This is a genomic window from Paenibacillus sp. tmac-D7, assembly GCF_006519665.1.
Classification (GTDB): domain Bacteria; phylum Bacillota; class Bacilli; order Paenibacillales; family NBRC-103111; genus Paenibacillus_G; species Paenibacillus_G validus.
Window position 1 is genome coordinate 1 of the sequence record NZ_VIDW01000047.1, and the last position, 22,653, is coordinate 22,653.

Annotated in this window: 21 protein-coding genes; all 21 read right to left on the bottom strand. The window is 57.7% G+C overall.

Annotated features, from left to right (window positions below; translation table 11 throughout):
* Positions 1-84: 84 nt before the first annotated feature.
* Entirely contained in the window at positions 85-621 is a 537-nt protein-coding gene (locus FKP33_RS22430; RefSeq protein ID WP_127605007.1) for a chromate transporter, read from the bottom strand.
* Positions 622-638: 17 nt separating this feature from the next.
* Entirely contained in the window at positions 639-1,301 is a 663-nt protein-coding gene (locus FKP33_RS22435) for a chromate transporter (RefSeq protein WP_141336415.1), read from the bottom strand.
* A gap of 482 nt (positions 1,302-1,783) precedes the next feature.
* Positions 1,784-2,971 carry an MFS transporter gene (locus tag FKP33_RS22440; protein ID WP_230876084.1) on the bottom strand — a complete coding sequence of 396 codons (1,188 nt, stop codon included), beginning with the start codon at positions 2,969-2,971 and terminating at the stop codon, positions 1,784-1,786.
* Between the two features lie 134 nt (positions 2,972-3,105).
* Complete coding sequence (gene lspA / locus FKP33_RS22445; RefSeq protein ID WP_141336416.1) at positions 3,106-3,573, bottom strand: signal peptidase II; 468 nt, start codon at positions 3,571-3,573, stop codon at positions 3,106-3,108.
* Between the two features lie 41 nt (positions 3,574-3,614).
* The gene (locus FKP33_RS22450; RefSeq protein ID WP_127605013.1) at positions 3,615-4,952 is read right to left on the bottom strand and encodes a DRTGG domain-containing protein; all 1,338 of its coding nucleotides are present in this window, start codon (positions 4,950-4,952) and stop codon (positions 3,615-3,617) included.
* A 329-nt stretch (positions 4,953-5,281) separates the two neighbouring features.
* Positions 5,282-6,295 carry a LacI family DNA-binding transcriptional regulator gene (locus FKP33_RS22455; protein WP_141336417.1) on the bottom strand — a complete coding sequence of 338 codons (1,014 nt, stop codon included), beginning with the start codon at positions 6,293-6,295 and terminating at the stop codon, positions 5,282-5,284.
* Positions 6,296-6,371: 76 nt separating this feature from the next.
* A complete protein-coding gene (gene iolB / locus FKP33_RS22460) occupies positions 6,372-7,187 on the bottom strand; it encodes a 5-deoxy-glucuronate isomerase (protein ID WP_054800169.1) in 816 nt (271 codons plus the stop codon).
* 34 nt (positions 7,188-7,221) lie between these two features.
* Positions 7,222-8,271, bottom strand: a complete 1,050-nt coding sequence (gene iolG / locus FKP33_RS22465; protein ID WP_141336418.1) for an inositol 2-dehydrogenase — start codon at positions 8,269-8,271, stop codon at positions 7,222-7,224.
* A gap of 13 nt (positions 8,272-8,284) precedes the next feature.
* Positions 8,285-9,181, bottom strand: coding sequence for a class II fructose-1,6-bisphosphate aldolase (fba, locus tag FKP33_RS22470; RefSeq protein ID WP_141336419.1), 897 nt, complete (start codon positions 9,179-9,181; stop codon positions 8,285-8,287).
* A gap of 37 nt (positions 9,182-9,218) precedes the next feature.
* A complete protein-coding gene (locus FKP33_RS22475; protein ID WP_127605017.1) occupies positions 9,219-10,664 on the bottom strand; it encodes a CoA-acylating methylmalonate-semialdehyde dehydrogenase in 1,446 nt (481 codons plus the stop codon).
* 50 nt (positions 10,665-10,714) lie between these two features.
* Positions 10,715-11,725 (bottom strand): 5-dehydro-2-deoxygluconokinase, encoded by a 1,011-nt coding sequence (iolC, locus tag FKP33_RS22480; RefSeq protein WP_054796330.1) that lies wholly within the window; start codon positions 11,723-11,725, stop codon positions 10,715-10,717.
* Positions 11,726-11,732: 7 nt separating this feature from the next.
* Positions 11,733-12,665, bottom strand: a complete 933-nt coding sequence (gene iolE / locus FKP33_RS22485) for a myo-inosose-2 dehydratase (RefSeq protein ID WP_054796329.1) — start codon at positions 12,663-12,665, stop codon at positions 11,733-11,735.
* A 21-nt stretch (positions 12,666-12,686) separates the two neighbouring features.
* On the bottom strand, positions 12,687-14,552 hold the full coding sequence (iolD, locus tag FKP33_RS22490; protein ID WP_141336420.1) for a 3D-(3,5/4)-trihydroxycyclohexane-1,2-dione acylhydrolase (decyclizing): 1,866 nt from the start codon (positions 14,550-14,552) through the stop codon (positions 12,687-12,689).
* A 399-nt stretch (positions 14,553-14,951) separates the two neighbouring features.
* On the bottom strand, positions 14,952-16,133 hold the full coding sequence (locus tag FKP33_RS22495; protein WP_181410248.1) for an MFS transporter: 1,182 nt from the start codon (positions 16,131-16,133) through the stop codon (positions 14,952-14,954).
* A 112-nt stretch (positions 16,134-16,245) separates the two neighbouring features.
* Positions 16,246-16,704: an SRPBCC family protein gene (locus tag FKP33_RS22500; RefSeq protein ID WP_054798295.1), complete on the bottom strand. Its 459-nt coding sequence runs from the start codon at positions 16,702-16,704 to the stop codon at positions 16,246-16,248.
* Between the two features lie 184 nt (positions 16,705-16,888).
* Positions 16,889-17,614, bottom strand: a complete 726-nt coding sequence (locus FKP33_RS22505; protein WP_258313530.1) for a glycerophosphodiester phosphodiesterase — start codon at positions 17,612-17,614, stop codon at positions 16,889-16,891.
* 40 nt (positions 17,615-17,654) lie between these two features.
* Positions 17,655-18,467 carry a carbohydrate ABC transporter permease gene (locus tag FKP33_RS22510; protein ID WP_127605070.1) on the bottom strand — a complete coding sequence of 271 codons (813 nt, stop codon included), beginning with the start codon at positions 18,465-18,467 and terminating at the stop codon, positions 17,655-17,657.
* Positions 18,468-18,491: 24 nt separating this feature from the next.
* Entirely contained in the window at positions 18,492-19,388 is an 897-nt protein-coding gene (locus FKP33_RS22515) for a carbohydrate ABC transporter permease (RefSeq protein ID WP_141336422.1), read from the bottom strand.
* A gap of 61 nt (positions 19,389-19,449) precedes the next feature.
* The gene (locus tag FKP33_RS22520; protein WP_127605031.1) at positions 19,450-20,790 is read right to left on the bottom strand and encodes an ABC transporter substrate-binding protein; all 1,341 of its coding nucleotides are present in this window, start codon (positions 20,788-20,790) and stop codon (positions 19,450-19,452) included.
* 100 nt (positions 20,791-20,890) lie between these two features.
* The gene (locus FKP33_RS22525) at positions 20,891-21,796 is read right to left on the bottom strand and encodes an HAD-IIA family hydrolase (RefSeq protein ID WP_236595796.1); all 906 of its coding nucleotides are present in this window, start codon (positions 21,794-21,796) and stop codon (positions 20,891-20,893) included.
* 220 nt (positions 21,797-22,016) lie between these two features.
* A complete protein-coding gene (locus FKP33_RS22530; RefSeq protein WP_054800343.1) occupies positions 22,017-22,571 on the bottom strand; it encodes a glycerol-3-phosphate responsive antiterminator in 555 nt (184 codons plus the stop codon).
* Positions 22,572-22,653 lie beyond the last annotated feature (82 nt).

Below are 22,653 nucleotides of genomic sequence, written 5' to 3' on the forward strand. Positions count from 1 at the left end.
TATGCTCCATCCGATACCCTGATCATAATGGAGACGCCGCTTCTTTTCAACGTGGCGGCGGAGGCAGGCGGCGGTCAGCGGGGTCTAGCTGAAGAACGCTATGCCGACCAAGCCCGACAAGACCAGAATGGCCGCGGGATGCATCTTGTACTTCAAGATGCCGACAATCACGCCGCCCGCAATAAGGATCGAGCCGAAGGTGTGCCAGCTCCACAGCGGGCTGACCGCTTCGACCACCCCGAACCGCAGCGCAGCGTACAGAATCAAGCCCGTGACGACGGGACGGAGCCCGTAGAAGGACGCCCGCACCCACGCATGCCGATGGAACTTGAAAAAGAACGCCGCAATCGTCACGACCACGAGCAGCGAAGGCAGCACCATGCCCCCCGTAGACGCGATTGCGCCGGGGAGGCCCGCCGTCTTCAAGCCGACCAGCGTAGCGCAATTGGTCGCCATCGGTCCCGGCGCCATGCCGGCCAGGGAGACCGTTTCGGCGAACGCAGCGGCGCTCAGCCAGCCGTTCGCTTCAACCTCATGCTGAATGATCGGAACCATCGCATAGCCGCCGCCGAACGACATGAGGCCGATTTTGAAAAACGAAACAAATAAGCTCCATAGCATGGCGCTTCACCTCACATTCAGATGCCGTCGGCAATGTAATAATCGGCGTAAGCCGGTACTTTAGGCGCAGAGCTTCCGTCCGCTTCCGCCCCGGTATCCGCGTCTTTGTTCAGACGAACGACCATGCCCAGCTTTTGTTTCACGATAACGAAAGAGATGCCTGCCCAGATGCCCGAAGCGATCAGAAATAAAGGATGGATCGATGCGGAAATCAGCAGCACGACGGTACAGGCCGCGGATAGAAACGTCGTCATGTCGTAAACGGCGTTGCGGCCCATTCTGTAGGCGGCAACAAGAATGAGACCGAACACGGCAGCATGAATGCCCTGCAGCGCCGCTTCGATCTTCGCATACCCGCCGAAGACGGCGTACCCGGCGCTTAGCAGTATCGCAATGATAAACGTCGGCAGCGTGATGCCTACGATAGCGGATGCCGCTCCCGGCATTCCGGCCAGCCGGTAACCGATGAACGCCGCAGCGTTCACGCCGATGCCCCCCGGGGCCGATCCGGAAACGGATAGCACCTCGGACATCTCATGCTCTTCGATCCATCGGCGCTTGACCGTCACCTCCCGCTCGATAACGGGAATCATCGCATAACCGCCGCCGAACGTGACGGGACCCATTCGCAGAAACGTATAAAATAATTGCCCTAATAGGCGAAGTCGACCCGTTATCATATAGCCCGCCCCCTTACAACGATGGCTCATCGTGTTGTTGACTCTATTATACTCCACTTTATTTCGATTTGGAATAAACTTTCGCCGGGTTTCCTATCACTTCTCTAAATATATCCTATAAAATCAGCTTATGCTGCGAAGAGGCCGTGTATTTCAACGCCTCTTTTCCGATGTGCTTTGTTGAATTAATTTCAAAATGGCGTTTAGTTTGCGGAGCTGAGGACACCGGGCAGAATTATCTTCTAAAATAAGCGAAAAGGGTGCAGGGGGTGGGTGCGGTGGCCTCGACGGGCTGCGGTGGGACGCGGTCGGCCGGCCGTGATGCCTCCACGGGGGTGGGAGATGCGGTCGGCCGTGATGCCTCGACGGGGGCGATGGGGAAGGTACAGCGCGCGGACATGGAGGGGCGGATCCAGCGGTTGTCGCCAAGGCTTCGAAACGAGTGAACGACTGCCGTTCCGCTATTTGACGGACGGACGCCTTCAAGCCTCCATCTTCAGCTTCAGCGCGCCAAACAGCACGAACAAATAATACAGGGCGAGCAGGCCGAGTATACCGGCGCTGGTCAGCACGCTCATGGCGGGGCTGAACCGGTCGGCGATCCATCCGCCCAGGACCGGACCGATCATGACCCCGATGCCTTCCACGCTGGAGAAAAGCCCCCAGCCCAGCCCTTTTTGCTCCTTCGGCACGTATTGGGCAAGCACCGCGTTCCAGGCGGGGAGCACCGCTGCATACGAAATCCCCAGCACCGAAGCGACCAGCACGGCCATGCCGAGGGAGCGGGTTAAAGTCAATCCGAAAAGCGCCAGGGCAAAGGCGGAATAGCCGAGCACGATAAACCAGCGTTTCCCGAAACGGTCGGATAGCTTCCCCATCGGAATTAAGCCCAGCATTGTCAGGCCGCCTCCGGCAATGAGCACCAACGAATACTGCGAGTAGCTCAGACCGAGGTTCGATGCGGCAAACCCGGGCATGACGGGAACGAGCATGCTTGCTGCGGTCGTCTGCATCATCATCCCGGGCAGCAGCGCCTTCATCGCGCGCAGCCGCTCCCCCAGCAAGGAAAGCTGCCGCCGGAGCGAAAGCTGCCCGGTTACCTGGTCTTGACCGGCGGCGCCGAGCCAAAGCGACAAAACGAGCGCGGCGCCCCACAAGCCGATCATCAGCCAATACGCGGCCGTATAGCTGCGGTCAAGCAGGAAATTGATCGCGACGGGGCCTGAACCGAGTCCCGCCAGCCAGCACGTATAGATGACGCCCATGTGCGACGCCCGCCGCTTCGAATCGACCCGGCTTAAACCGCCGAGCCATACCGGCGATATGCCGACGCCGAACAGGGCCGCGGCGAGAGCCAGCAGCCATAACGCAGGGGCAGCCAGCATCATGAGGAGACCGGCGAGCGAGCATGCAAGCCCGATCGGGGCGATCAGCCGAAGCGAGAAGCGGTCAAGCAAATACCCGGCGCCGCATTTGATCAGCGTATCCGTGACATAGTGTACGGACACCGCAATGCCGACGCCGGCCGTCGACAAGCCCAGCCGATGAACGCCGTATGCAGGCAGGAAGGAAATGAGAAAAGCGCCGCGCACGAATTCCACCAGAAACAGAATCGCCGCGTATAAGAGCATGTTTGCTTTAGCTTGAAAGGGAACAGCGGTAACGTTCAAGAGATTCACCTGCGCTTTGCCGGTTTTCCCTTAGAATTCCCTCCACTTTCAGCATTATGCCAATCTTTCCTTGCGCTGCGCCTCGCCCGCCCATCATGGCCGGGTATCGTCCAGCCTTCATCGGATGACGAGCCTTACGTTAGAGGATTGCTCTTACGTCCTCGGCGACTCACAATGAAATCCCGCACGGCGTCGGCCAAGAGCAGCAGGACGCCGACTTGAATTGCGATATCGGCCAAGTTTAATATCCCGCGGCCGTTATCCACAAAATCGGTCACCCATCCGAACACCGCCCGGTCGATCGCGTTGCCGATCGCGCCGCCGACGAGAAGCGCGGCTCCCGCCTCGGCCATACCGTTCTTGAGCTGCCCCTGCTTGCGGGCATAAGCCATGTAAAGAACGAACAGCACGGCCGGAATAATAAAATAACGGCCATAGCCCTGGAAGGTGCTTCCTGCCGCTCCGCTGTTGCGATAATACGTAAAGTGAAGCACGTCCTGCCAGATGACCAAGGTTTCGCCCAAGTGCATATGGAAGCGCACCCAGAGCTTCGTCGCCTGATCGATGCCTATCGCCGCGATGACGATCCCGTAATACCGCATCCCCGCTCCCCCATTCCTCTTCGCAGACCCCGGTCTTCAGCCTATACCTGGTCCATCAAACGCGCCGTGAACATCGACTTGGCCATTCGCTTGCCCTCGTGATAAATCTCTACCTCGATCTTACAAAACCTGCGGCTGAACTCAATGATCATCGGGAAAATTTCAATGGTGCTGTCGATCGGAATCGGCAGCAGGAAATAGTTCGAGGAACTGTCCAGAATCAAGTTGCCCCGGTTCTGGTCGCGTACCGTCCGCAACGCCGCCTGATTCATCAGTGTCGTTAATACGCCTTCCGACACCATCCCCGCATAGTTGGTCATGCGGGCGGTGACGGTGCCGCGGAAGCAGGGCCTGCCGTCGGGCTGACGAACCTTCTCGAATCCGGACCAGATGAGATCTTCGATCGTCTCGCCGTTCTGCGGCTGGGTTTGGATATACTGCATCGCTTTCAGCACGTCCTTACGGCTGATCACGCCGATCATCTTGCGGTTATGATCGATCACCGGAATCAATTCGATGCCTTCCCAAATCATCGTATGGCTCACCGAGGCGACGGAAGTATTGGCGCTGATGGTCAGCGGATTTTTCGTCATGTAGGCGTGAACCTTCTGCTCCGGCTGCGCACGCAGCACATCCTTCGTCGTAATAATGCCGACCGGGCGGTTAAACTCATCCACGACGGGAAACCGCGTGTGCCCGTGTTCGTCGACCAGCTTCTGCATATCGTTGACCGTATCTGTGACGCGCAGCGAGTACACTGGGCTGTCCGTACGGATGATGTCCTGGACGAGAAGAATTTTTTTCTTGATCAGACGATCGTAAATGGCGCGGTTAATCATGGTCGCCACCGTAAACGTATCATAGCTGCTCGATATGATCGGCAGCTCCAGCTCGTCCGCCAGCTTCCGGGCCTCTTCATCCGCATGAAAGCCGCCCGTCACGAGAACGCCCGCCCCTTGCCCGAGCGCATACAGCTGGGCCTGGCTCCGGTTGCCCACGATCAGCAGATTGTCCGGCTCGATATAACGCTTCATCGCTTCAAGCTGCATGGCGCCGATAACGAATTTGTTCAGCGGCTTATGCAGCCCGGCGGCGCCCCCGAGCACCTCTCCGTCCACGATGTTGACGACCTCCGCGAACGTTAATTTATCAAAATGCTGCCGCTCCTTCTTATCGACACGGATCGTCCCGATTCGCTCTTTCGTCGTGACGAGCCCCAAATTTTCCGCTTCCTTGATAGCACGGTAGGCCGTGCCTTCACTCACTTCAAGCATTTGGGCGATTTTCCGTACGGAAATGCGGGTGCCCGCTGACAAATTTTCGATATGATCCATAATTTGCTCGTGTTTCGTTAGAAAACCTTGAAGCCCGTCACTCATGCTCGCTCCCCCACCTATCCGATCCATACTCTGTTACATTCTGTTCCACTGTTTTCATTGTAACACATTGGCAGTAGCACCTTGCAACTCACCTGGAGTGAACGACGGGCAACGGGGAGCGTGGAGCGGCGCATGTAATCGAATAAACCAAGAAGGGTTGGGGAGCATCCCCAACCCTTCTTGGTTATATACGCTGCGGCCGCCAATGGAGCGGGCAGCAAGTCGATTGCGCAAGCGGGCGCTCGGGCGGCACACTAGCGCAATAGCGGAACCACGACCTGCGGTATTGTCCGATTCCGTACCTGCTCGCGCGATAACCCGCGCGCACGTTATTCGTTCGAAGGCGCGGCCGTCGATCGCCGGGTCACGAGCTCAGGCTGCAGCACCGTTCGCCTTGAGCCGCCCTCTTCCTTCTTCAGCTGGCTGAGCAGCAAATCGACGGCCAGCTTGCCCATCTCCTCGGTCGGCTGGGAAACCGTTGTCAGCGGAGGCTCTGTGACCGTCGCCAATATCGTATTGTCGAAGCCGACAATGGACAGCTGCTCCGGCACGCGGAGCCCGAGCTCCTTCGCCGCCTGCAGCGCACCGATTGCAAGCAGATCGTTGCAGCAAAAAATCGCCGTCGGACGTTCCGCCCGCTGCAGCAGCTCCGTCGCTTTGCGCTTGCCGTCCTTGACCAGGGCGTCGCCGCTTGCAAGCACCCGATCGTCCGGCAAATCGATGCCGGCCTCCGCCAGCCGCTGCCGGAAGCCGCGAATCCGCTCCCGGCTGCTGCTTACCTTGAGCTGCTCGGCAAGCACGGCCAGCCGGGTATGGCCGAGCCCCAGCAGATGCTCCGCGGCAAGACGGCCGCCGGCGAAGTCGTCCGTGATCACCGTCTGCACGTCGTGACCGGGCATTTCCCGGGCGATCATCGCGATCGGGATCGAATTCTCAAGCAGCGGCTTCAGCATTTCCTTGTTGTCCATCCCGGTTCCGATGATCATGCCGTCAACGCTTTTTTGCTGCAGCAGCGATAAATAACGTTCCACGCGCTCATCCTTGTTGTCCGTGCTGCAAATAACAAGGCTGTAGCCGAGACTGTGTCCTTGATCCTCGACCGCCCGCGCAATCTCGGCGAAGAACGGGTTGGAAATATCGGGCACGAGCAGCCCGAGGGTGTAGGTCTTTTTGCCCGTCAGGGCGGCGGCAATGACACTCGGCTGGTAGTTCAGCCGCTCCATCACGCGCATAATTTCAGCCCGCCGTTCCTCGCTGATCTTGCCCTTGCCGTTGATGACTTGCGATACGGCCGCTATCGACACGCCGGCTTCGCGCGCGACGTCGTATATGGTTGCTTTCATGTGGATTCCCCGCTTGTCGGATTTCCTTCTATTATGCGCAGAAGGAGAACAACATGCAACCGCTTTGCGTGCCCGTCTAGGTACGTGGCTTCGTCATGATCCAAGCGTGGTCGGGGTCGTTATGAAATTTCCACACTCGCGTCGGTCCGGCCATGACGTTCAAGTAATACACCTCGTAGCCCGGAGGAGCGGATACCGGATGGTAACCTTTCGGCACGAGCACCGCTTGCCCGTCCTGGACGATGAGCGTCTCGTCAAGCGAACGGTCGTCCGTGTACACCCGCTGAACCGCAAAGCCTTGCTCGGGCTGTACGCGGAAATAATAAGTCTCCTCCAGCAGCGATTCGTCCGGCAGCGCATCCCGGTCGTGCTTATGCGGCGGGTAGCTGGACCAGTGTCCGCTCGGAGTGAACACTTCCACCACCAAGAGACTGTCCGCCGGCTCCTGCTCTGGCAAAATATTATGAACCTGCCGCTCGATCGACCCGTACCCGCGCATTTCCACACCGACTTGCTCCGGCGCGATTAAACGGGCGGCGTGCCCGCCCCGGCCCGGCGCCTCGCAGACGGCCAGCTCGACCGCCGTCCGCGCAGTCACCTCGTAGCGGTCGTCGTTCGGCACGTAAACCGAATACGGCGGCGTTTTCTCAAACACGCTCATTCTCCGACCGATACCCGGCCATGCTTCATGCGCCGTTGCAACGTCTGCGATGCCGCTCAGCAGCACCAGGCACACTTCCATGCTGCCGGTTTCCCGGCGGAGCGTCTGGCCTTCCGCCAAACGCACCACCTGAAAGCCGACATAGTCCCACTGCGCCGACTCCGGGGTGATGTTCAGTACCACGCCTTCCCGATCCGGCGTCTGTTCCGGTTTTACGATCAGCTTCGACATGTTCGCCTCTCCTTTCTTTCGTTAAACCGTTTCCTTAAACCGTTTCCTTCAATTGCTCCGATTCCAGGAGCCGGATCGCCTCGGCCGTCTTCACCGGACGCCCCAGCTTGTAGGACAGCTTGGCCGAGAGTGCGATCAGCTCCGCCTGCAAGCCGTCATTCCCGTCCACGATCAGCGGGCTGCCGTTCGTCAAGCTCTCGATAAACAGCTGCGTCTCTTCGATATAAGCCGCGTTGTAGCGCTCGAGGAAGAAGTGCAGCGGCTTGTCGCGGACAATCCCTTCCGCCGTGCTGATTTCCGCCGTATTCGGATGGTCGTTGGATACCGCAACGCTGCCCTTCGAGCCGAAAACTTCCACCCGTTGATCATAGCCGTACACAGCCTGGCGGCTGTTGTCGATGACGCCGAGCGCACCGTTCGCAAAGCGCAGCGTCACAATCGCGGTGTCGAGGTCGCCAAGCTCGCCGATCACCGGGTTGATCAGCACGTTGCCCTGCGCATACACTTCCTCCACCTCGCTGCCGGATACGTAGCGGGCCATGTCGAAGTCGTGGATCATCATATCCATGAAAATGCCGCCGGATACTTTAATGTAATCGGGATGCGGCGGATTCGGATCGCGGGACGTAATTTTCACAATATGCGGATCGCCGATCGTACCGCCCTGCACGTGCTCGCGCACGCGTTTGAAGTTATGGTCGAAGCGGCGGTTAAAGCCGATTTGCAGCTTCACGCCCGCTTGCCGGACCGCCTCCAGCGCCTCCACCGTTTGATGAATATCCATGCTGACCGGCTTCTCGCAAAAGATGTGCTTGCCCGCCTGCGCCGCCTGCTTGATTAAAGGCACGTGCGTATCGGTCGTCGAGCAGATGAAGATTGCATCGATCTGCGGGTCGGCAATAATGTCGCCGCTGTCTTTCGTCACGCGCGCGATGCCGCGATCCGCCGCCCATGCTTCCAATTCCGGGCCGGCGAATAGATCGCTGACAGCCGCAATTTCCGCTTGCGGCAGCCTTAGCAAATTGTCGGCATGAATTTTGCCGATTCGGCCTGCGCCGATAATTCCGATTCTGATCTTGTTCACGATAGGTCTCCTCTCAATTAGCCTGCTTAGCCTGCTTAGCCTGCTTACCTGCTTGCCCTGAACTGCCGAATAAACGCATCTTGGCGATAACGGAAGATTTGATCGCCTCCCGCGCCGGAATCAAATAGTTTCGCGGATCATACGCATCGGGTCGTTCATTCAGAAAGGCCCGGATCGCCGCCGTACACGCCATTTGATTGTCGGTATTGACGTTGATCTTGCACGTGCCGAGCGAGATCGCCTGCCGGATTTCCTCATCCGGCAGCCCGCTTCCGCCGTGCAGCACGAGCGGCACCCCCGTCATGCGCTGGATGACGCCCATCCGCTCGAAGCCGAGCTTCGGCTGTCCGCGGTACGGGCCGTGCACCGAGCCGAGCGCCGGGGCGAGACAGTCGATGCCCGTCTCGCGTACAAGGCGCGCGCACTCGTCCGGCACGGCGTACATGCCTTCCGCCTCGTCGACGACCAGGTCGTCCTCGCGTCCGGTAATCCGGCCGAGCTCCGCTTCCACCGTAGCTCCCAGCGCATGCGCCGCCTGCGTGACGCGCTGCGTCACGTCGATGTTATGCTCGAGCGAATGGTGTGACGCATCGATCATGACCGACGTGAATCCGGCATGCAGCGCACGCAGGCACAGCTCGTACGTCGAGCCGTGGTCCAGATGCAGCGCGACCGGTACGGTGACCCCGTAATGGTCGATCAGCGACTTGACCATCCCCACAATGCAGGGGAGGCCCCCCATGTAAGGGATGTACGCCTCGCTGACGCCCAGGATGACCGGCGCCCGCTCCTCCTGGGCGGCTTGCAAAATCGCTTGCGTAAACTCCAGGTTATTTAAATTAAACTGCCCGACCGCATAGCCGCCTTCCAAGGCGCCAAGCAGCATCTGCTTCATCGAGACGAGTGCCATAATGTTCTCTCCTTCATGCGGGCTAAGGTCACTGGACTTACCAGCGGGCCGTCAACATTTTCTTACGGGTATAAAATTCCACGCCGTCGGTGCCGTTGGCGTGCAAATCGCCGTAGAACGACTTTTTCCAACCGGAGAACGGGAAGAACGCCATCGGGGCAGGAACGCCGAGGTTGACGCCGAGCATCCCCGCATCGATCGTTTCGCGGAACTGGCGAACATGGCTGCCGTTCTTCGTGAACAGGCAGGCGCCATTGGCAAAGTCCGAACGGTTGGCCAGCTCAATCGCTTCATCCAACGTAGCGACGCGCACGACCGACAACACCGGTGCGAAGATCTCATCCTGCCATATTTTCATCTCGTCCGACACCTGATCGAAAATCGTCGGTCCGACGAAGTAGCCCTCTGTGTGACAAGCGGCGTCCTGACGGCCGTCGCGAACCAGCAGCGCGCCTTCGTTCACGCCGGTCTCGATATATCCGATCGTCCGCTGCTTGTGCGGTCCGCGAATGACCGGCCCCAGGAACACGCCTTCGTCCAGGCCGTTGCCGATGGTGATGGCATTAGCCGCTTCGACAAGCCGGTTCACCAGCGTATCGCCGATCTCGCCGACCGCGACAACGACGGAGCACGCCATGCAGCGCTCGCCCGCAGAGCCGAACGACGCGTTGATGATCTCTTTCACCGTCAGATCGAGATCGGCGTCCGGCATGACGATCGAGTGGTTTTTGGCGCCTGCCAGCGCCTGAACGCGTTTGCCGTGAGCGGATGCGGTTTTGTACACATACTCTGCGACCGGCTGGGAGCCGACGAAGGATACCGCGCGAACGTCCGGGTGCTCGAGGACCCCGTTTACGACGTCATGCGCGCCATGTACGATGTTGAGCACGCCTTCCGGAAGTCCGGCTTCCTGGAACAGCTCCGCGAGCCGGTTAGCCAGCAGCGGCGTGCGCTCCGACGGCTTCAGCACGAACGTGTTGCCGCAGGCGATCGCGAGCGGGAACATCCAGCACGGCACCATCATCGGGAAGTTGAAGGGAGTAATCCCCGCGACGACGCCTACCGGATACCGGTACATGCCCGACTCCAGATTGGACGCGATATCAGGAAGCTGCTTGCCCATCATCAGGTTCGGGGCGCCTGCCGCGAACTCCACGCACTCGATGCCCCGCAGCACTTCGCCGTACGCTTCCGTATAGCTTTTGCCGTTCTCCTTCGTCACAAGCTGCGCCAGCTCTTCCCAATGATCGACCAGCAGCTGCTGGTACTTGAACAAAATGCGGGCGCGGCGCGGAACCGGCGTTCGGCTCCATACAGCGAACGCTTCCTTCGAATTTTGTACGGCGCGGTCCACGTCTTCTTTCGTGGAAAGCGGTACGTAAGCAAGCACCTCTTCGGTAGCCGGATTATAGACGGGCTCGGTTTTGGCGGATGCGGATTCGACCCAGACGCCGCCGATCCAGTTTTTTAACGTAATGGTCATGGAAAAAAAATCCCCTTTCGCTCGTTAGGTTGCCGTTCGTTATCAGAAGCTTAAGAAGCCGTCACTTCACCGCGGTTGCAGCGTTCGATATAGTCGTGCACCTGCTCGGCTGTCGGCATGGCGTCGGAGCAGCTGTGGCTGGAGATCACGATGCAGGCTGACGCACTGCCGAAGGCCATGCTCTTCTCGAGCGTCCAGCCCTGCATGACGCCGTACAGGAACCCGGCCGCGTACGAGTCGCCCGCCCCGAAGGTTTTGACGACGCGAGCCGGATAGCTTTGTGCCCGATGGCCGACACCATCCTGCGTATAGGCGATGGAGCCTTCCTTGCCGTGTTTGATGATGACGATTTTGGCCGAGTAATCAAACCATTTGCCCGCCGTCACGGCGTCGCTGTGCTCCGGATTCGCATCGAACCGCTCCATCATATCGAACTCCTCGCGCGTGCCGAGCAGGATGTCGCATTTCTCGGCGGCGAGGTTATAGTAGACGGCCGTTTCTTCCGGCGAAGTCCACGTGTAAGGCCGATAGTCCAGGTCGAAGACAATGACCGCGCCGTGTTTCTTGGCATAATGCAGCGCCTGGAACACCGCTTCCCGCGACGGGCTCTGGGCGAGCGCCGTCCCCGAGATCAGCAGCACCTTCGACCGGGCGATCAGCTCTTCGCTCACCTCGTCCGGCGTCAGCTTGAGGTCGGCCACGTTATCGCGGTACATCAGGATGCTGCAGTCGGTCGGGCTTTTAATCTCCGTAAAAGCAAGCCCCGTCACCGCCCCGGTCCGGTCCGTGACGACGTTCGACGTCTCGATCCGGTTGCGCTGCAAGTAATCGGCGATGAAGCGGCCCATTTGATCGTCCGCGATCTTCCCGATAAATGCCGTGCGGAGCCCGAACCGCGCCATCCCGATCGTAATGTTGGCCGGCGAACCGCCGACGTATTTCGTGAACGTCGTCGTCTCTTCCATCGGACGGTTAATTTCGTTCGCATTTAAGTCGATGCAGAGCCGCCCGATGGCGACAAAGTCCAGCGGCTTCTCCGCCGGAAATGTGACATAGGTCATCGCTTCGCTACCTTCTTTCCTTGGAAATAAGAGATTCGATATGCGCGATCGCCTTCTTCGCATATTCGTAAGCCGGATGCACGACGGGGTCCTGCTCGCCTTCGAGCATCGCCCAGCCGTCGTACCCGCGGGACAGCAGTTCCCGGAAGATCGGGGTAAAATCAAGGCAGCCGTCGCCCGGAACGGTAAATACGCCCTTGCGGATACAGGTGACGAAATCCGCCTGCTCGGCCCTTGCCTGATCGAGCACCTCCTGCCGGATATCCTTCAGGTGAATGTATGCGATCCGGTCGTAATACTTGCGCAGCACCTCCAGCGGGTCCGCCCCGCCGTAGTAGGCGTGGCCGGTATCGAACAGCAAGTACACGAGCTCCGGATCGGTCAGCTCCATCAGCCGGTCGATCTCTTCCGGCTGCTCCACCACGGTTCCGCCATGATGATGATACGTCAGCTTAAGGCCATACTCCCTGGCGATGGCACCGGCGGCGTTCAACCCTTCCGCAAGGCTCTGCCAGCCGGCCTCGTCCAGCCGAAGCACTTCCTTCTCGTTCGGCGTACGGCGCGGATCGAAATGCAGCGATCCTCCGATCTCGCACGTGCTGATGACTTGACTGCCCATTTCTTTCAGAAACTCGACGTGTTTCCGGTACGCTTGCAGCTCGCTCTCGCGGTAGGACGGGTCGGAGAACAGCACCGACTTCCACTGCGATACGAGCCTGATGCCCCGTCGGGACAGCTCCGCCTTTAATACCTCCGGATCGGTCGGATATTTGCGCCCCATCTCCGTCCCGGTTAAACCAAGCGCCGCGATTTCGTCCAAAATTTGTTCATATGTCGTATCCGCGCCGTGCTCTTTCACGTCCTCGCCGACCCAGTTGATCGGATGAATGCCCAGCTTAAAAGGCAGCACTGGCTTTTGCTGTTGCTCAGGATTCGGCATGCCCGGACTCCCCCTTTTCCGTTATATGAGTTTAACCGCTTGAATACGCGCATTCATGCGTTCGCTTGCTTGCTTCACCTTGTCGCTGACGGACACTTCCGGCACGCCGACGTTCCACCACGACTCATACCCGTCCGTGTTCGTGCCCGGTACGACGGGAATTTCGATCAGCGTCGTGACGGTTTCACCTTTTGCCCGCAGCAGTGCGTCCTTCAGCTCTTCCGGCGTCGTCGCCTTGTAAGCCTTCGCCCCCAAGCTGCGCGCATGCGCCGTAAAGTCGATCGGCAGGTAGCCGCCCGTCAGCCGGCCCGTTTCGTTCGAGCGGTAGCGGAATTCATTGCCGAAGCCGTCGCTGCCGTGGCCCCGCTGCAAGTTATGGATACACTGGAAACCGTGGTTATCGAACAGCAGCACCGTGATTTTGCGTCCTTCCTGCAGACTGGTGACGAGCTCGGAGTGCAGCATCAGGTAGCTGCCGTCGCCCACGATAGCGTACACCTCACGGCCCGGCTCGGCGAGCGCCGCGCCGAATGCACCGGCAATCTCGTAGCCCATGCAGGAGAAGCCGTATTCCATGTGATAGGTCTTCGGCTCAACCGGCCGCCACAGCCGGTGCAGATCGCCGGGCAAGCTCCCTGCCGCGCATACGATGACCGAGGTCGGCTCGATCGTCTCGTTGATCACGCCGAGCGCCCGGGTTTGCGCCAAGCCCGCTTCGTGCTCCGCCGCGTACAAGCGGTCGACCTCCCCGTCCCATTGCGCCTTCTGCGCCGCAATGTCCCCTTCGGCGTAACCGCTGCGGTAGGCCGACGCCGCCAGCGCTTCGTGCAGCGCGCGGAGCGCTTCCTTCGCATCGGCGGTCAACGCGACCCCGTTCAGCTTCGCCGAATCGAAGCCGCTGACGTTCACGTTGACGAACTGCACTTCCGGGTTCCTGAACGCCGATTTCGACGACGTCGTAAAATCGGAATACCGCGTGCCGACGCCGATAATGAGATCCGCCTCCTGCGCCAGGCGGTTGGCGGCCAGCGTGCCGGTTACGCCGATCGCTCCGACGTTCAGCGGATGATTCCACGGCAGCGAACTTTTGCCCGCCTGCGTCTCGGCTACCGGAATGCCGAACGCCTCGGCGAATGCCGCCAGCTCCGCCGTCGCGGACGCGTACAGCACGCCGCCGCCGGCGATCAGCAGCGGCTTGCGCTTGCCGCGCACCAGCTCCGCCGCACGCTTCACCGCATCCGGAGCCGGCGGCCGCCGGTCGATATAATGCACCCGCTTCGCGAAGAACGACAGCGGGTAATCGTAAGCTTCCGCCTGTACATCCTGCGGCAGGGCAAGCGTCACCGCGCCTGTCTCGGCCGGGTCGGTCAACACGCGCATCGCGTTCGGCCCGGCCGTCAGTAGCTGCTCGGGACGTGTAATCCGGTCCCAATATTTGCTGACCGGCTTGAACGGATCGTTCGCCGAGACGGTATAATCGCCGGCCACCTCCAGCTGCTGCAGAACCGGGTCCGGCTGGCGGGTCGCGAAATTATCGCCGGGCAGCAGCAGCACCGGGATGCGGTTGACCGTGGCAGTAGCCGCCGCCGTGACCATGTTTAAAGCCCCGGGGCCGATCGATGACGTGCAGGCGTAAATTTGGCGGCGGTTGCGCTGCTTCGCGAAAGCGGTTGCAGCATGAACCATGCCTTGCTCGTTTTTGCCTTGTACATACGTTAAGGCGCCGGCGCTGCGTTCGAGCGCTTCACCGAGCCCTGTTACGTTGCCGTGACCGAAGATTCCCATCACGCCTTGCACGAACTTCGTTTCAACCCCGTCCATCGAAACGTACTGGGCATCCAAAAACCGGAGCAAGGCTTGTGCCATCGTAAGACGAATCGTGCTCATAAATCGTGAAACTCCCTTCTACATAAAACTTTTTTATTGGGTTAAGCGCTTCACCTCTATTGGCTCAAGCGCCGTTCCCATCCGGGTTAAGCGCTTAATCTGATATTACTACATTTATTTGCTTTCGACAATCCTTTTTTTCCGCCTTCCGGATGGAAATCAGTTGCGGACGCCTTCCTCCCTACCGGATAACGTCCGCTCCAACGGTCAGCAGGAGCTGTGCGCAGGCGGGCTAACCCCCCGCCCCGGTTGGAATACGGACAATCAGGCTTTCCAGCCTCGGCCCGGGGGCCATCCGGCATTCCTGCGCCCATACTCCCCATCGTTTGGAAGCGGACGATGCCGGGCACACGGCAGCGCGCAGCCGTACGCTCCCGCTGCCGGTCTATCCAAACACAGTCACGATAAGGAGCCTCGAGCCCGTAAACGCGCCTCGTGCCGTTCCAGCCCGATGAAGCCGCTCCCGGCGAGCACAGCGAACAAGGACGACGCATAGGGCATCGACAGCAAGCCCTGGTAATCATACAAAAAGCCGTTCATCACGTTGCCGAGAATACCCGCCAAGGCGATGACGGCTGTGAAGACGGCAATGCCGGTCGTTCGGGAACGCTCCGGTATCGAGCGCGCGATGTAATCCATGGCCGCAGCGAAATACAAGCAGAAGGTGCAGCCGTGCAGCAGCTGCGTACTGTAAGCCGTCGCCATCCCGGGGAACGCCCCGAGCAAGCCCCACCGCAGGGCATACAGCAGCCCGGCTGCGGATAGCGTCCTTAAGGCGCCGAAGCGCGCAACGACCGTGGAGGCGTAATAAAAGAACGGAAGCTCGCAGACCGAGCTGATGACGTTGGCGATGCCGATCGCGCTTTGCGTTCCCCCGACGTCGTGAATGTAAATGCCGAAGAACGAGCCGTAGAAGCTGTTTGCCACCTGCAGCAGAAACGCCATCAGCAGAAACAAGACGAACGGTGCCGAACCCAGTCCTCGGGGGCCTTGAGCTCGGCCGGTTCTGTCGGCGGAAGACGGTGAGGCGGTCTTCAGCCTCAAGGTTACGGCTATCCCGAGCAGCAGAATCAACGCCGCAGTCAGGAACAAGCTTCCCATCGGCAGCCGCCACAGTACGGCGGTGGCGATCATCCCGCCGACGCCGTAACCGACCGAGCCCCACACCCGGAGCCGGCCGTACTGCCCGGAGGCGGTTTGCAGGTAAGATAGCGTCATCCCGTCCAACAGGGACGGATAGGCGTTAATGAACAGCGTAATCAGCACTAAAACGGCCACGGTCAGCAGAAGCTGCCGCATGCTCATAAAGAGAATCAGCCAGAAGGCCGCTCCGCCCAGAAGAATGGCCATCACGGCGACGGTTTTCCCCCATCTGTCCGACAGCCACCCCCAAAACAGCGGAGAGATGACCCCAATGACGGGCAGCAGCCCCATGGTGCTGCCGATCGCCACCCCGTTCATGCCCGATTGCTGCAAATATAGCGCCAAGTACGGCATGTAGATGCCGACAGCGGCGTAGTACAAAAAGTAAAGTTGACTCAGTCGGCGTTTTTCAGCCCCGGCTCCGTTCCCAACGGTCATGTTGTCGTACCTCCGAAATTGTTTACTAGGTTTAGGCGAGCCGGATTTCAGCATACCCGATCGAGTCGAAGGTCGACCATCCTCGTGATTCACAAAGCTCACCGCTCGTGATTTACTTCGCCTTAGCCTTCTCCGTAAGCCTTGCCAGCACCTCTTCCCAATACAGCTTCATCTGTTCCCGCACATTCGCATCCTTCAGCTTTTCTTGATGAAAGCTGATCGTCGTCCTGCCGCCGGCCGCAGCCAGTAAACGAATTTGCAAAGTCGAAGCTTGCTCCCAACCTGCTCGCTGCCACGACAACCGGAGCTGTTCGAGCGGCTTTACGATCCGCAGCTCGCCGGACGTGCCTTCTTTGGAGAAGAAACGCTGCCCGGGTTCCAGCTGCAAGGCGGACAGCCCGCCCAGCCACCAGGATAAGCCCTCCGGCGACGTAAGCAAGCGCCATGCCTGCTCTTGGGACAGCGGCAGCGTTCTTCGAACCCCCACCTGGAAGCCGACCGACGACGTTTGACCGACGGGCTTCCGAGCTTGATGTTCCGAATACCCGTTGTCGATTCTCGGGTTGGTCATCCGACAATCCTCCTTTTTTTTGGGAAGATATAAATTGTAATTAATTTACCATAAGGGGCGGCATTAGACCATCACTTTTAACTACCGCGGACTTTGAAAAATAAAAAAAAAGCCAGCGCCTGAGCAACATGCGCAAGTTTACGCTGTTACCAGGCACTAGCTACTTTCGTGCTTATCCATGCTCCTAACTTTTCAACAGGGCAGGGTGATCGGTGATGATGCCGGAAACCCCGCAATCCAGCATCCGGCGCATCGCAGGCTCCTGATTGACCGTCCACACGATGACATGCTTGCCATGCTTGCGAATGGCCTCGACGTCTTCCTGTTCCACCATCCCGTGATACAGCGACACGGCGAACACATCCAGCCCGAAATCACGGATAAGCGAGAGCGGATGAAGCGGCTTGAAGTCGTAAACGAGACTGATGCGCGCTTCAGGCGCCTGCTGCTTGATCCGGTGCAGCAGCTTGTGATCGTAGGAGGAGAACAGCACGGAATCGAGCCGTCCGTTCTCGCGGAGAAGCTTGATCGCCGCCTCTTCCAATCTTCCGCCGCAGCTCATCTTCAGCTCTATATTTAAGCCGATCTCAGCCGGCACCAGCTCCAGCACTTCCTGCAGCAGCGGAATTCGTTCGCCTGCAAAAGCCGGGTCAAACCAGGAACCGGCATCCGCCCGGCGGATTTCCTCCAGCGTCAGCTCTGCAATCGCTCCGCTCCGGTCCGTCGTACGGTCGAGCGTTTCATCGTGACAGACGACGACATGCCCGTCGCTTGTCAAATGAATATCCAGCTCGATGACATCGCATTGCTGCAGGATCGCCTGCCGGAATGAAGCGAGCGTATTTTCCGGCGCTTCCCCTGACGCCCCCCTATGGGCAAATACCCATGGCATGTTACGATTCCAATTCATCCCGATCATCCTTCCATCCCTCTTCTCATGTTTCGTTCTTTTACTTTAATCCGGAATGCATGAAGCTCTCGACAAACTGACGCTGGAAGACGAAAAATACGAGCAGCAGCGGCAGGATAACCAGCAGCGTCGCCGCCGTTACGGTTCCCCACTGGGCTCCCGTCTCGAACGATTGGGCGAATATGGCGATGCCGACGGTCAGCGGCCGGGTTTCCACCGAGTCGGTTACGATAAGCGGCCACATGAAATTGCTCCAGTGCGTACTGACCGAGATGAGCCCGAATGCGATATAAGTCGGTTTCGCCGAGGGCAAATATACATGCCACAGCGTTTGCCACCATTTGGCTCCGTCCGCCTTGGACGCATCGTCCAAATCAAGCGGAATTTGCTTGAACGTCTGCCGCAGCAGAAACACGCCGAACGAGGAAGCCCAATAAGGCAGCATAATTGCCAGCTTGTTATCAATCAAGCCGAGCTCTTTCATCGTTGAATAATTCGGGAAAATCAGAATGTCCGGCGGAATCATGATCTGCGTCAAGAAGAGAATAAAGACGACGCCCTGTCCGATAAAACGCAACCGTGCAAACGCGTAAGCAGCCAGCGTAACCGTAATCAGCTGCACCGCCAAAATGCCGGTAACGATCAAAATCGTGTTCGAGTAGTACCGAAGAAACGGAATGGTCGTCCATGCCGATATATAATTGGCAAACGTCGGATGTTCTATCGCGAACGGATTGATTCTTGTGATGACTTCGCTTGAGGGAGTAAACGATGTGACAACGGTCCAAACCAGCGGAACCAGAAAGGCCATCCCCAACAAGACGATAATGGAACGGTTGATCGCTCGTGCCACCATAGAAGAACTCCTTTCTTCTTCCTAGTAATGGATCCGTTTGTCCAGATAGGCGTAATTGAAAACGGAAATAACAAGCAAAATAACGAGAAGCACGACAGTCAGCACGGACGCCTTGCCCATATCCCAAAAGCTGAACGCCGTCTCATAAATATGGTACAGCAGCAAATTGCTCGCGTTATTGGGGCCTCCCTTTGTCATGATGTATAAGTGGTCGACCAATTTAAAGGAGTTCGTTGTGGCAATCACCATGACGAACAGCGTTGTCGGCATCAAGAGCGGAAAGGTGATCTTGCGAAAAGCCTGGAAGGGACTCGCGCCTTCCATTTCCGCAGCTTCGTACACTTCCCTCGGCAAGTTCTGCAGTCCTGCCAAATAAAAGATCATGAAAAACCCCGCTTCCTTCCAGATGATCATGACGATCATCGATAGCATGACCCAATCCGGATCGCCCAGCCAATTGTACCCCGTCAAGCCGAAGACACCGATAAATTTATCCAACAATCCGTAGTCGGGCGTATAGATAAACAGCCAGATGTTGGCGATCGCAATCATCGGTATAAAGGTCGGATAAAAAAACGCCGCGCGCAGCAGACTTGTCCCCTTCAGCTTATTGTTGATCCAAACCGCCAGATAGAGCGCCAGCAAAATACTTACCGGCACGGTGCCAAGAACGAGCAGTAAATTGTTGGCGAGCGCCTTCATAAACACATCATCCTGAAACACCTGTACATATTGGTCGAAGCCGACGAACTTCCTTTCGGACAAATTCGAGCTGTAGAAGCTTACATACACCGATTTAATCGTCGGATAGAAGGTAAACAAAGCCAGAAACACAAGCGAAGGAAGAAGCAGCGCGTAAGCGAAGCCGTTCTCTCTCCAGTTGATTTTTCGTTTGGCGCCCGGCGCGCGTTGTATCATTCGAATCCCCCTTCTTCTACGTCCTGCTTGTTCGCGACTGCCTAACAGCTATGATTGACTGCTACTTCTGGAAGCTTTTCAGAATTTCGTCAGCCTGCTGCTGGGATTTATCGAGCGCTTCTTTAGGCGTCATTTTACCGAGCAGCACAGCCTGAATATTGTCGTTAAACAGCTTGGTCACTTGCCCGTTTTGGTACGTCGACAGTTCGCTGTCCGCATACTGCAGCTGATCTCTCGCCACAGCCGCCTGCGGGAAATCTTTCACGTAATTTTTCAGCAAATCGGTTTCATAGGAAGCCTTCGTCGTTCCGACATACCCCGTATCGATCGACCATTGGGCTACCCGCTCCGGTTTCGTCAGAAACTCGATAAATTTCACCGCTGCTGCCTTGCGCTCTTCCGGAATGTTTTTGAACACGTACAGATTGCCGCCTCCTGTCGGAGACCCGTATTGCTTATTAGCCGGCAGGAAAGCTACGCCGAAATTGAATTTCGCATCCGTCTTCACTTTCGTTAGATTGCCTGTCGTATGGAACATCATCGCGGTTTTGCCGCTGATAAAATCGGACGGTACGGTCGCCCATTCCAATGTGCCTTCAGGCATGACTTTATCCTTGCGTCCGAGGTCCGTGTAGAACTGCAGCGCTTCCTGCACTTCCGGTTTATTGAAATAGACCTTCTTGCCGTCGTTCGACATGATGTTCGTGCCTGTTTGCAGCGACATCGCCTGCAGCATCCAGTATTGATAGCCGGTGCTTGGAATTTCAATGCCCCACTGCGTCACTTTACCGGATGCGTCTTTGACCGTCAGCTTGCTGGCGGCTTCCTTCAGCTCGTTCCAGTTGGCAGGCGCCTTGTCCGGATCGAGTCCCGCTTTCTTAAACAGATCCTTGTTGTAGTACATCACGATCGTACTGCGCTGGAACGGAACGCTCCATACGGTATCGCCGGACTTGGTGTTGCCCATGAACGCTTCATAGAAGCCGTTAAAATAATCTTTGGAAAACCGCGGCGTCAAGTCTTCGATCGCATTCATCGAGAGCAGGCTGTATAAGTCGGTAGACAAGAGGACCGCGATATCCGGCGAATTACCGCCCTGCACAGCCGTCGCGACTTTCGTCATCGTATCCTGGTAGCTGCCGCCGTAGACCGGCTTCACGGTAATGTTCGGATTTTCCTTGTGGAAATCGTCGGCCAATTTATCGATCAGCTTCGTGATCGGACCGCCGACGGCTACCGGAAAATAAAACTGCACGTCTACCGGCTTATCGGCGGCTTTGGCCGTTTCGGCCGGACTTGAGCTTGCGTTCCCGTTTTGCGCTGCAGGCTTGTCGGCTGTTCCTTGGCCGCAAGCCGACAGGACGAATGTTGTCGCAAGCACGGATAGCAATACTTTTTTCATAGATAAATTCCTCCCTAAAATTCTGTTTTATGTAGATCCTTCGCCAAATGAAGGTTACTGCCGGTATGATCCAGCTCGGACAATCCCCTGATGCAGCGTATCAGCTGGTACCGCTTCTTCCGGTATATAGCCGCTGTTCACCGATAATTTCACTTAACGAAGCGAGTACGTAATCCGGCTCGACGCCCGTCAACATGATGTCTTTGCGCGAATCGGCTCCTGTCAGAACAAGCGCCGTATACATGCCGCTCGCTTTGCCGAAGCGGATGTCGGTTTCGATCCGGTCTCCGACCATCAGACACCGTCCGGGGTCGACAGACAGCTTCTCGAACGCCTTTTCCGCATAATAGGCGGAAGGCTTGCCGATCACTTTGAACGTCTCGCGTGAGCTCGCCGTCTCCAGCGCCTTCACCAGCGACCACGTATCCGGAATCGCTCCGTCGTCGATCGGGCAGAACGGGTCCGGGTTGGCTGCAAGGAGCAGCGCCCCATTGCGAAGGGCATTCATGCCTTGAGTCAGCTTGTCATACGTAAACTGCCTGTCCAATCCGACCAGCACATGCGTCGCGCTCAGCGCGTCCTCGGTCGTCTCCACGCCGTACCGTTCCAGCTCCAGCTTCATGGCCCGCTCGCCGATCATGAACACCTTGGCGCCCGGCTCATGCTCCCCGAAATACAGTCCGGCCACGCTGAGCGCCGTCATAATTTCATCCTCGCTGCATGCGACCCCGAGCTGTTCAAGCCGCTGCTGCACCTCTTCGATGGTGCGAATCGTCGTATTCGTCACGAACAGCAGCGATTTCTCCTGTTCGCGAAGCCTGTTCAGCGTAGGCAGCACGCCCGGCAGTATCGAATTGCCGGCATACACAGTGCCGTCCAGATCGAACAAATAACCTTCGAATTGATTCAAACCGGCGGGGCGCTTCTTTACCCGCCCTTCTTCCTTGGCGCCATCCCCTGTGCAAGGCTGGAACCCGTTCTTCTGATGCGTCCCCTGTTCTGTCACCGCTCTACCTCTTTCCAATAAAAATAACCCTTGTCCGAAAATGTAAAATAAGCGTCATCGGACACATCGCACAGATGCCCCGGCTTTTTTTTACATTTTACTGAACAAGGGTTTTCTCCTGTTCTCAACCCATCGTAACCAGCAAATATGTTCGATATAAACTTAGTATAAGGCAGTTTTGTCAAGGGACGATAAAATCCGTTCATAGGTTTTGTAAATTTCAGCGTGCAAATGGGTGCTTCCACATGGACGGATCACCGCTGGAAATAAAATCTGCACCGCTTTCCAGCGCAGCCCTGATTTCCTCCTCGTAACGGATCAATCCCCCGACAATCAGCGGCTGCTTGATCGTGTTCTTCAGCTCGCGAATGACCCTCGGCATTAACCCGGGCATAAGCTCGACCTCATCCGGATGTGATCCCGCAATCATTCGAACAGCCGTTTGAACGGCCGCAGTGTCAATGGCAAAGATGCGCTGAATGCTTCTGATGCCCGCCTGCCTGGCCGCAGCGACCGCGTTCGACTTCGTCGTTACGATGCCGTCCACCTTGAACTTCGCTGCCAAATATTCGACGGTATGCGCATCCCTGCCCAAACCCGAAACCATCTCCAAATGGACGTAAACCTGTTTCCCTGTTTCATGAATGTGTTGAATAATCGATTCCAGATTGCCGATATGTCCTGCCATTAAATTCACGCGCGTGACGCTGCTTTCCAGCACTTTCGAAATTTGCTCCTCTTTCGTAACCGAAGCGATGATCGGATAATTGCTCATGCGTGTGCACCTCCAAGGCTTGCTTACTACCACTATACCCTTCGATTGTTTGCGGAGTGTTAATATTCAAAAGTCCCCACCA

Excerpts from the sequence above, each read along its gene's own strand:
- FKP33_RS22430 (WP_127605007.1), bottom strand. The coding sequence starts at position 621 with ATGCTATGGAGCTTATTTGTTTCGTTTTTCAAAATCGGCCTCATGTCG.
- FKP33_RS22435 (WP_141336415.1), bottom strand. The coding sequence starts at position 1,301 with ATGATAACGGGTCGACTTCGCCTATTAGGGCAATTATTTTATACGTTT.
- lspA (WP_141336416.1), bottom strand. The coding sequence starts at position 3,573 with ATGCGGTATTACGGGATCGTCATCGCGGCGATAGGCATCGATCAGGCG.
- FKP33_RS22450 (WP_127605013.1), bottom strand. The coding sequence starts at position 4,952 with ATGAGTGACGGGCTTCAAGGTTTTCTAACGAAACACGAGCAAATTATG.
- FKP33_RS22455 (WP_141336417.1), bottom strand. The coding sequence starts at position 6,295 with ATGAAAGCAACCATATACGACGTCGCGCGCGAAGCCGGCGTGTCGATA.
- iolB (WP_054800169.1), bottom strand. The coding sequence starts at position 7,187 with ATGTCGAAGCTGATCGTAAAACCGGAACAGACGCCGGATCGGGAAGGC.
- fba (WP_141336419.1), bottom strand. The coding sequence starts at position 9,181 with ATGGCACTCGTCTCGATGAAGCAGATGCTGCTTGGCGCCTTGGAAGGC.
- FKP33_RS22475 (WP_127605017.1), bottom strand. The coding sequence starts at position 10,664 with ATGACCATTACGTTAAAAAACTGGATCGGCGGCGTCTGGGTCGAATCC.
- iolC (WP_054796330.1), bottom strand. The coding sequence starts at position 11,725 with ATGACCTATGTCACATTTCCGGCGGAGAAGCCGCTGGACTTTGTCGCC.
- iolE (WP_054796329.1), bottom strand. The coding sequence starts at position 12,665 with ATGCCGAATCCTGAGCAACAGCAAAAGCCAGTGCTGCCTTTTAAGCTG.
- iolD (WP_141336420.1), bottom strand. The coding sequence starts at position 14,552 with ATGAGCACGATTCGTCTTACGATGGCACAAGCCTTGCTCCGGTTTTTG.
- FKP33_RS22495 (WP_181410248.1), bottom strand. The coding sequence starts at position 16,133 with ATGACCGTTGGGAACGGAGCCGGGGCTGAAAAACGCCGACTGAGTCAA.
- FKP33_RS22500 (WP_054798295.1), bottom strand. The coding sequence starts at position 16,704 with ATGACCAACCCGAGAATCGACAACGGGTATTCGGAACATCAAGCTCGG.
- FKP33_RS22505 (WP_258313530.1), bottom strand. The coding sequence starts at position 17,614 with ATGAATTGGAATCGTAACATGCCATGGGTATTTGCCCATAGGGGGGCG.
- FKP33_RS22515 (WP_141336422.1), bottom strand. The coding sequence starts at position 19,388 with ATGATACAACGCGCGCCGGGCGCCAAACGAAAAATCAACTGGAGAGAG.
- FKP33_RS22520 (WP_127605031.1), bottom strand. The coding sequence starts at position 20,790 with ATGAAAAAAGTATTGCTATCCGTGCTTGCGACAACATTCGTCCTGTCG.
- FKP33_RS22530 (WP_054800343.1), bottom strand. The coding sequence starts at position 22,571 with ATGAGCAATTATCCGATCATCGCTTCGGTTACGAAAGAGGAGCAAATT.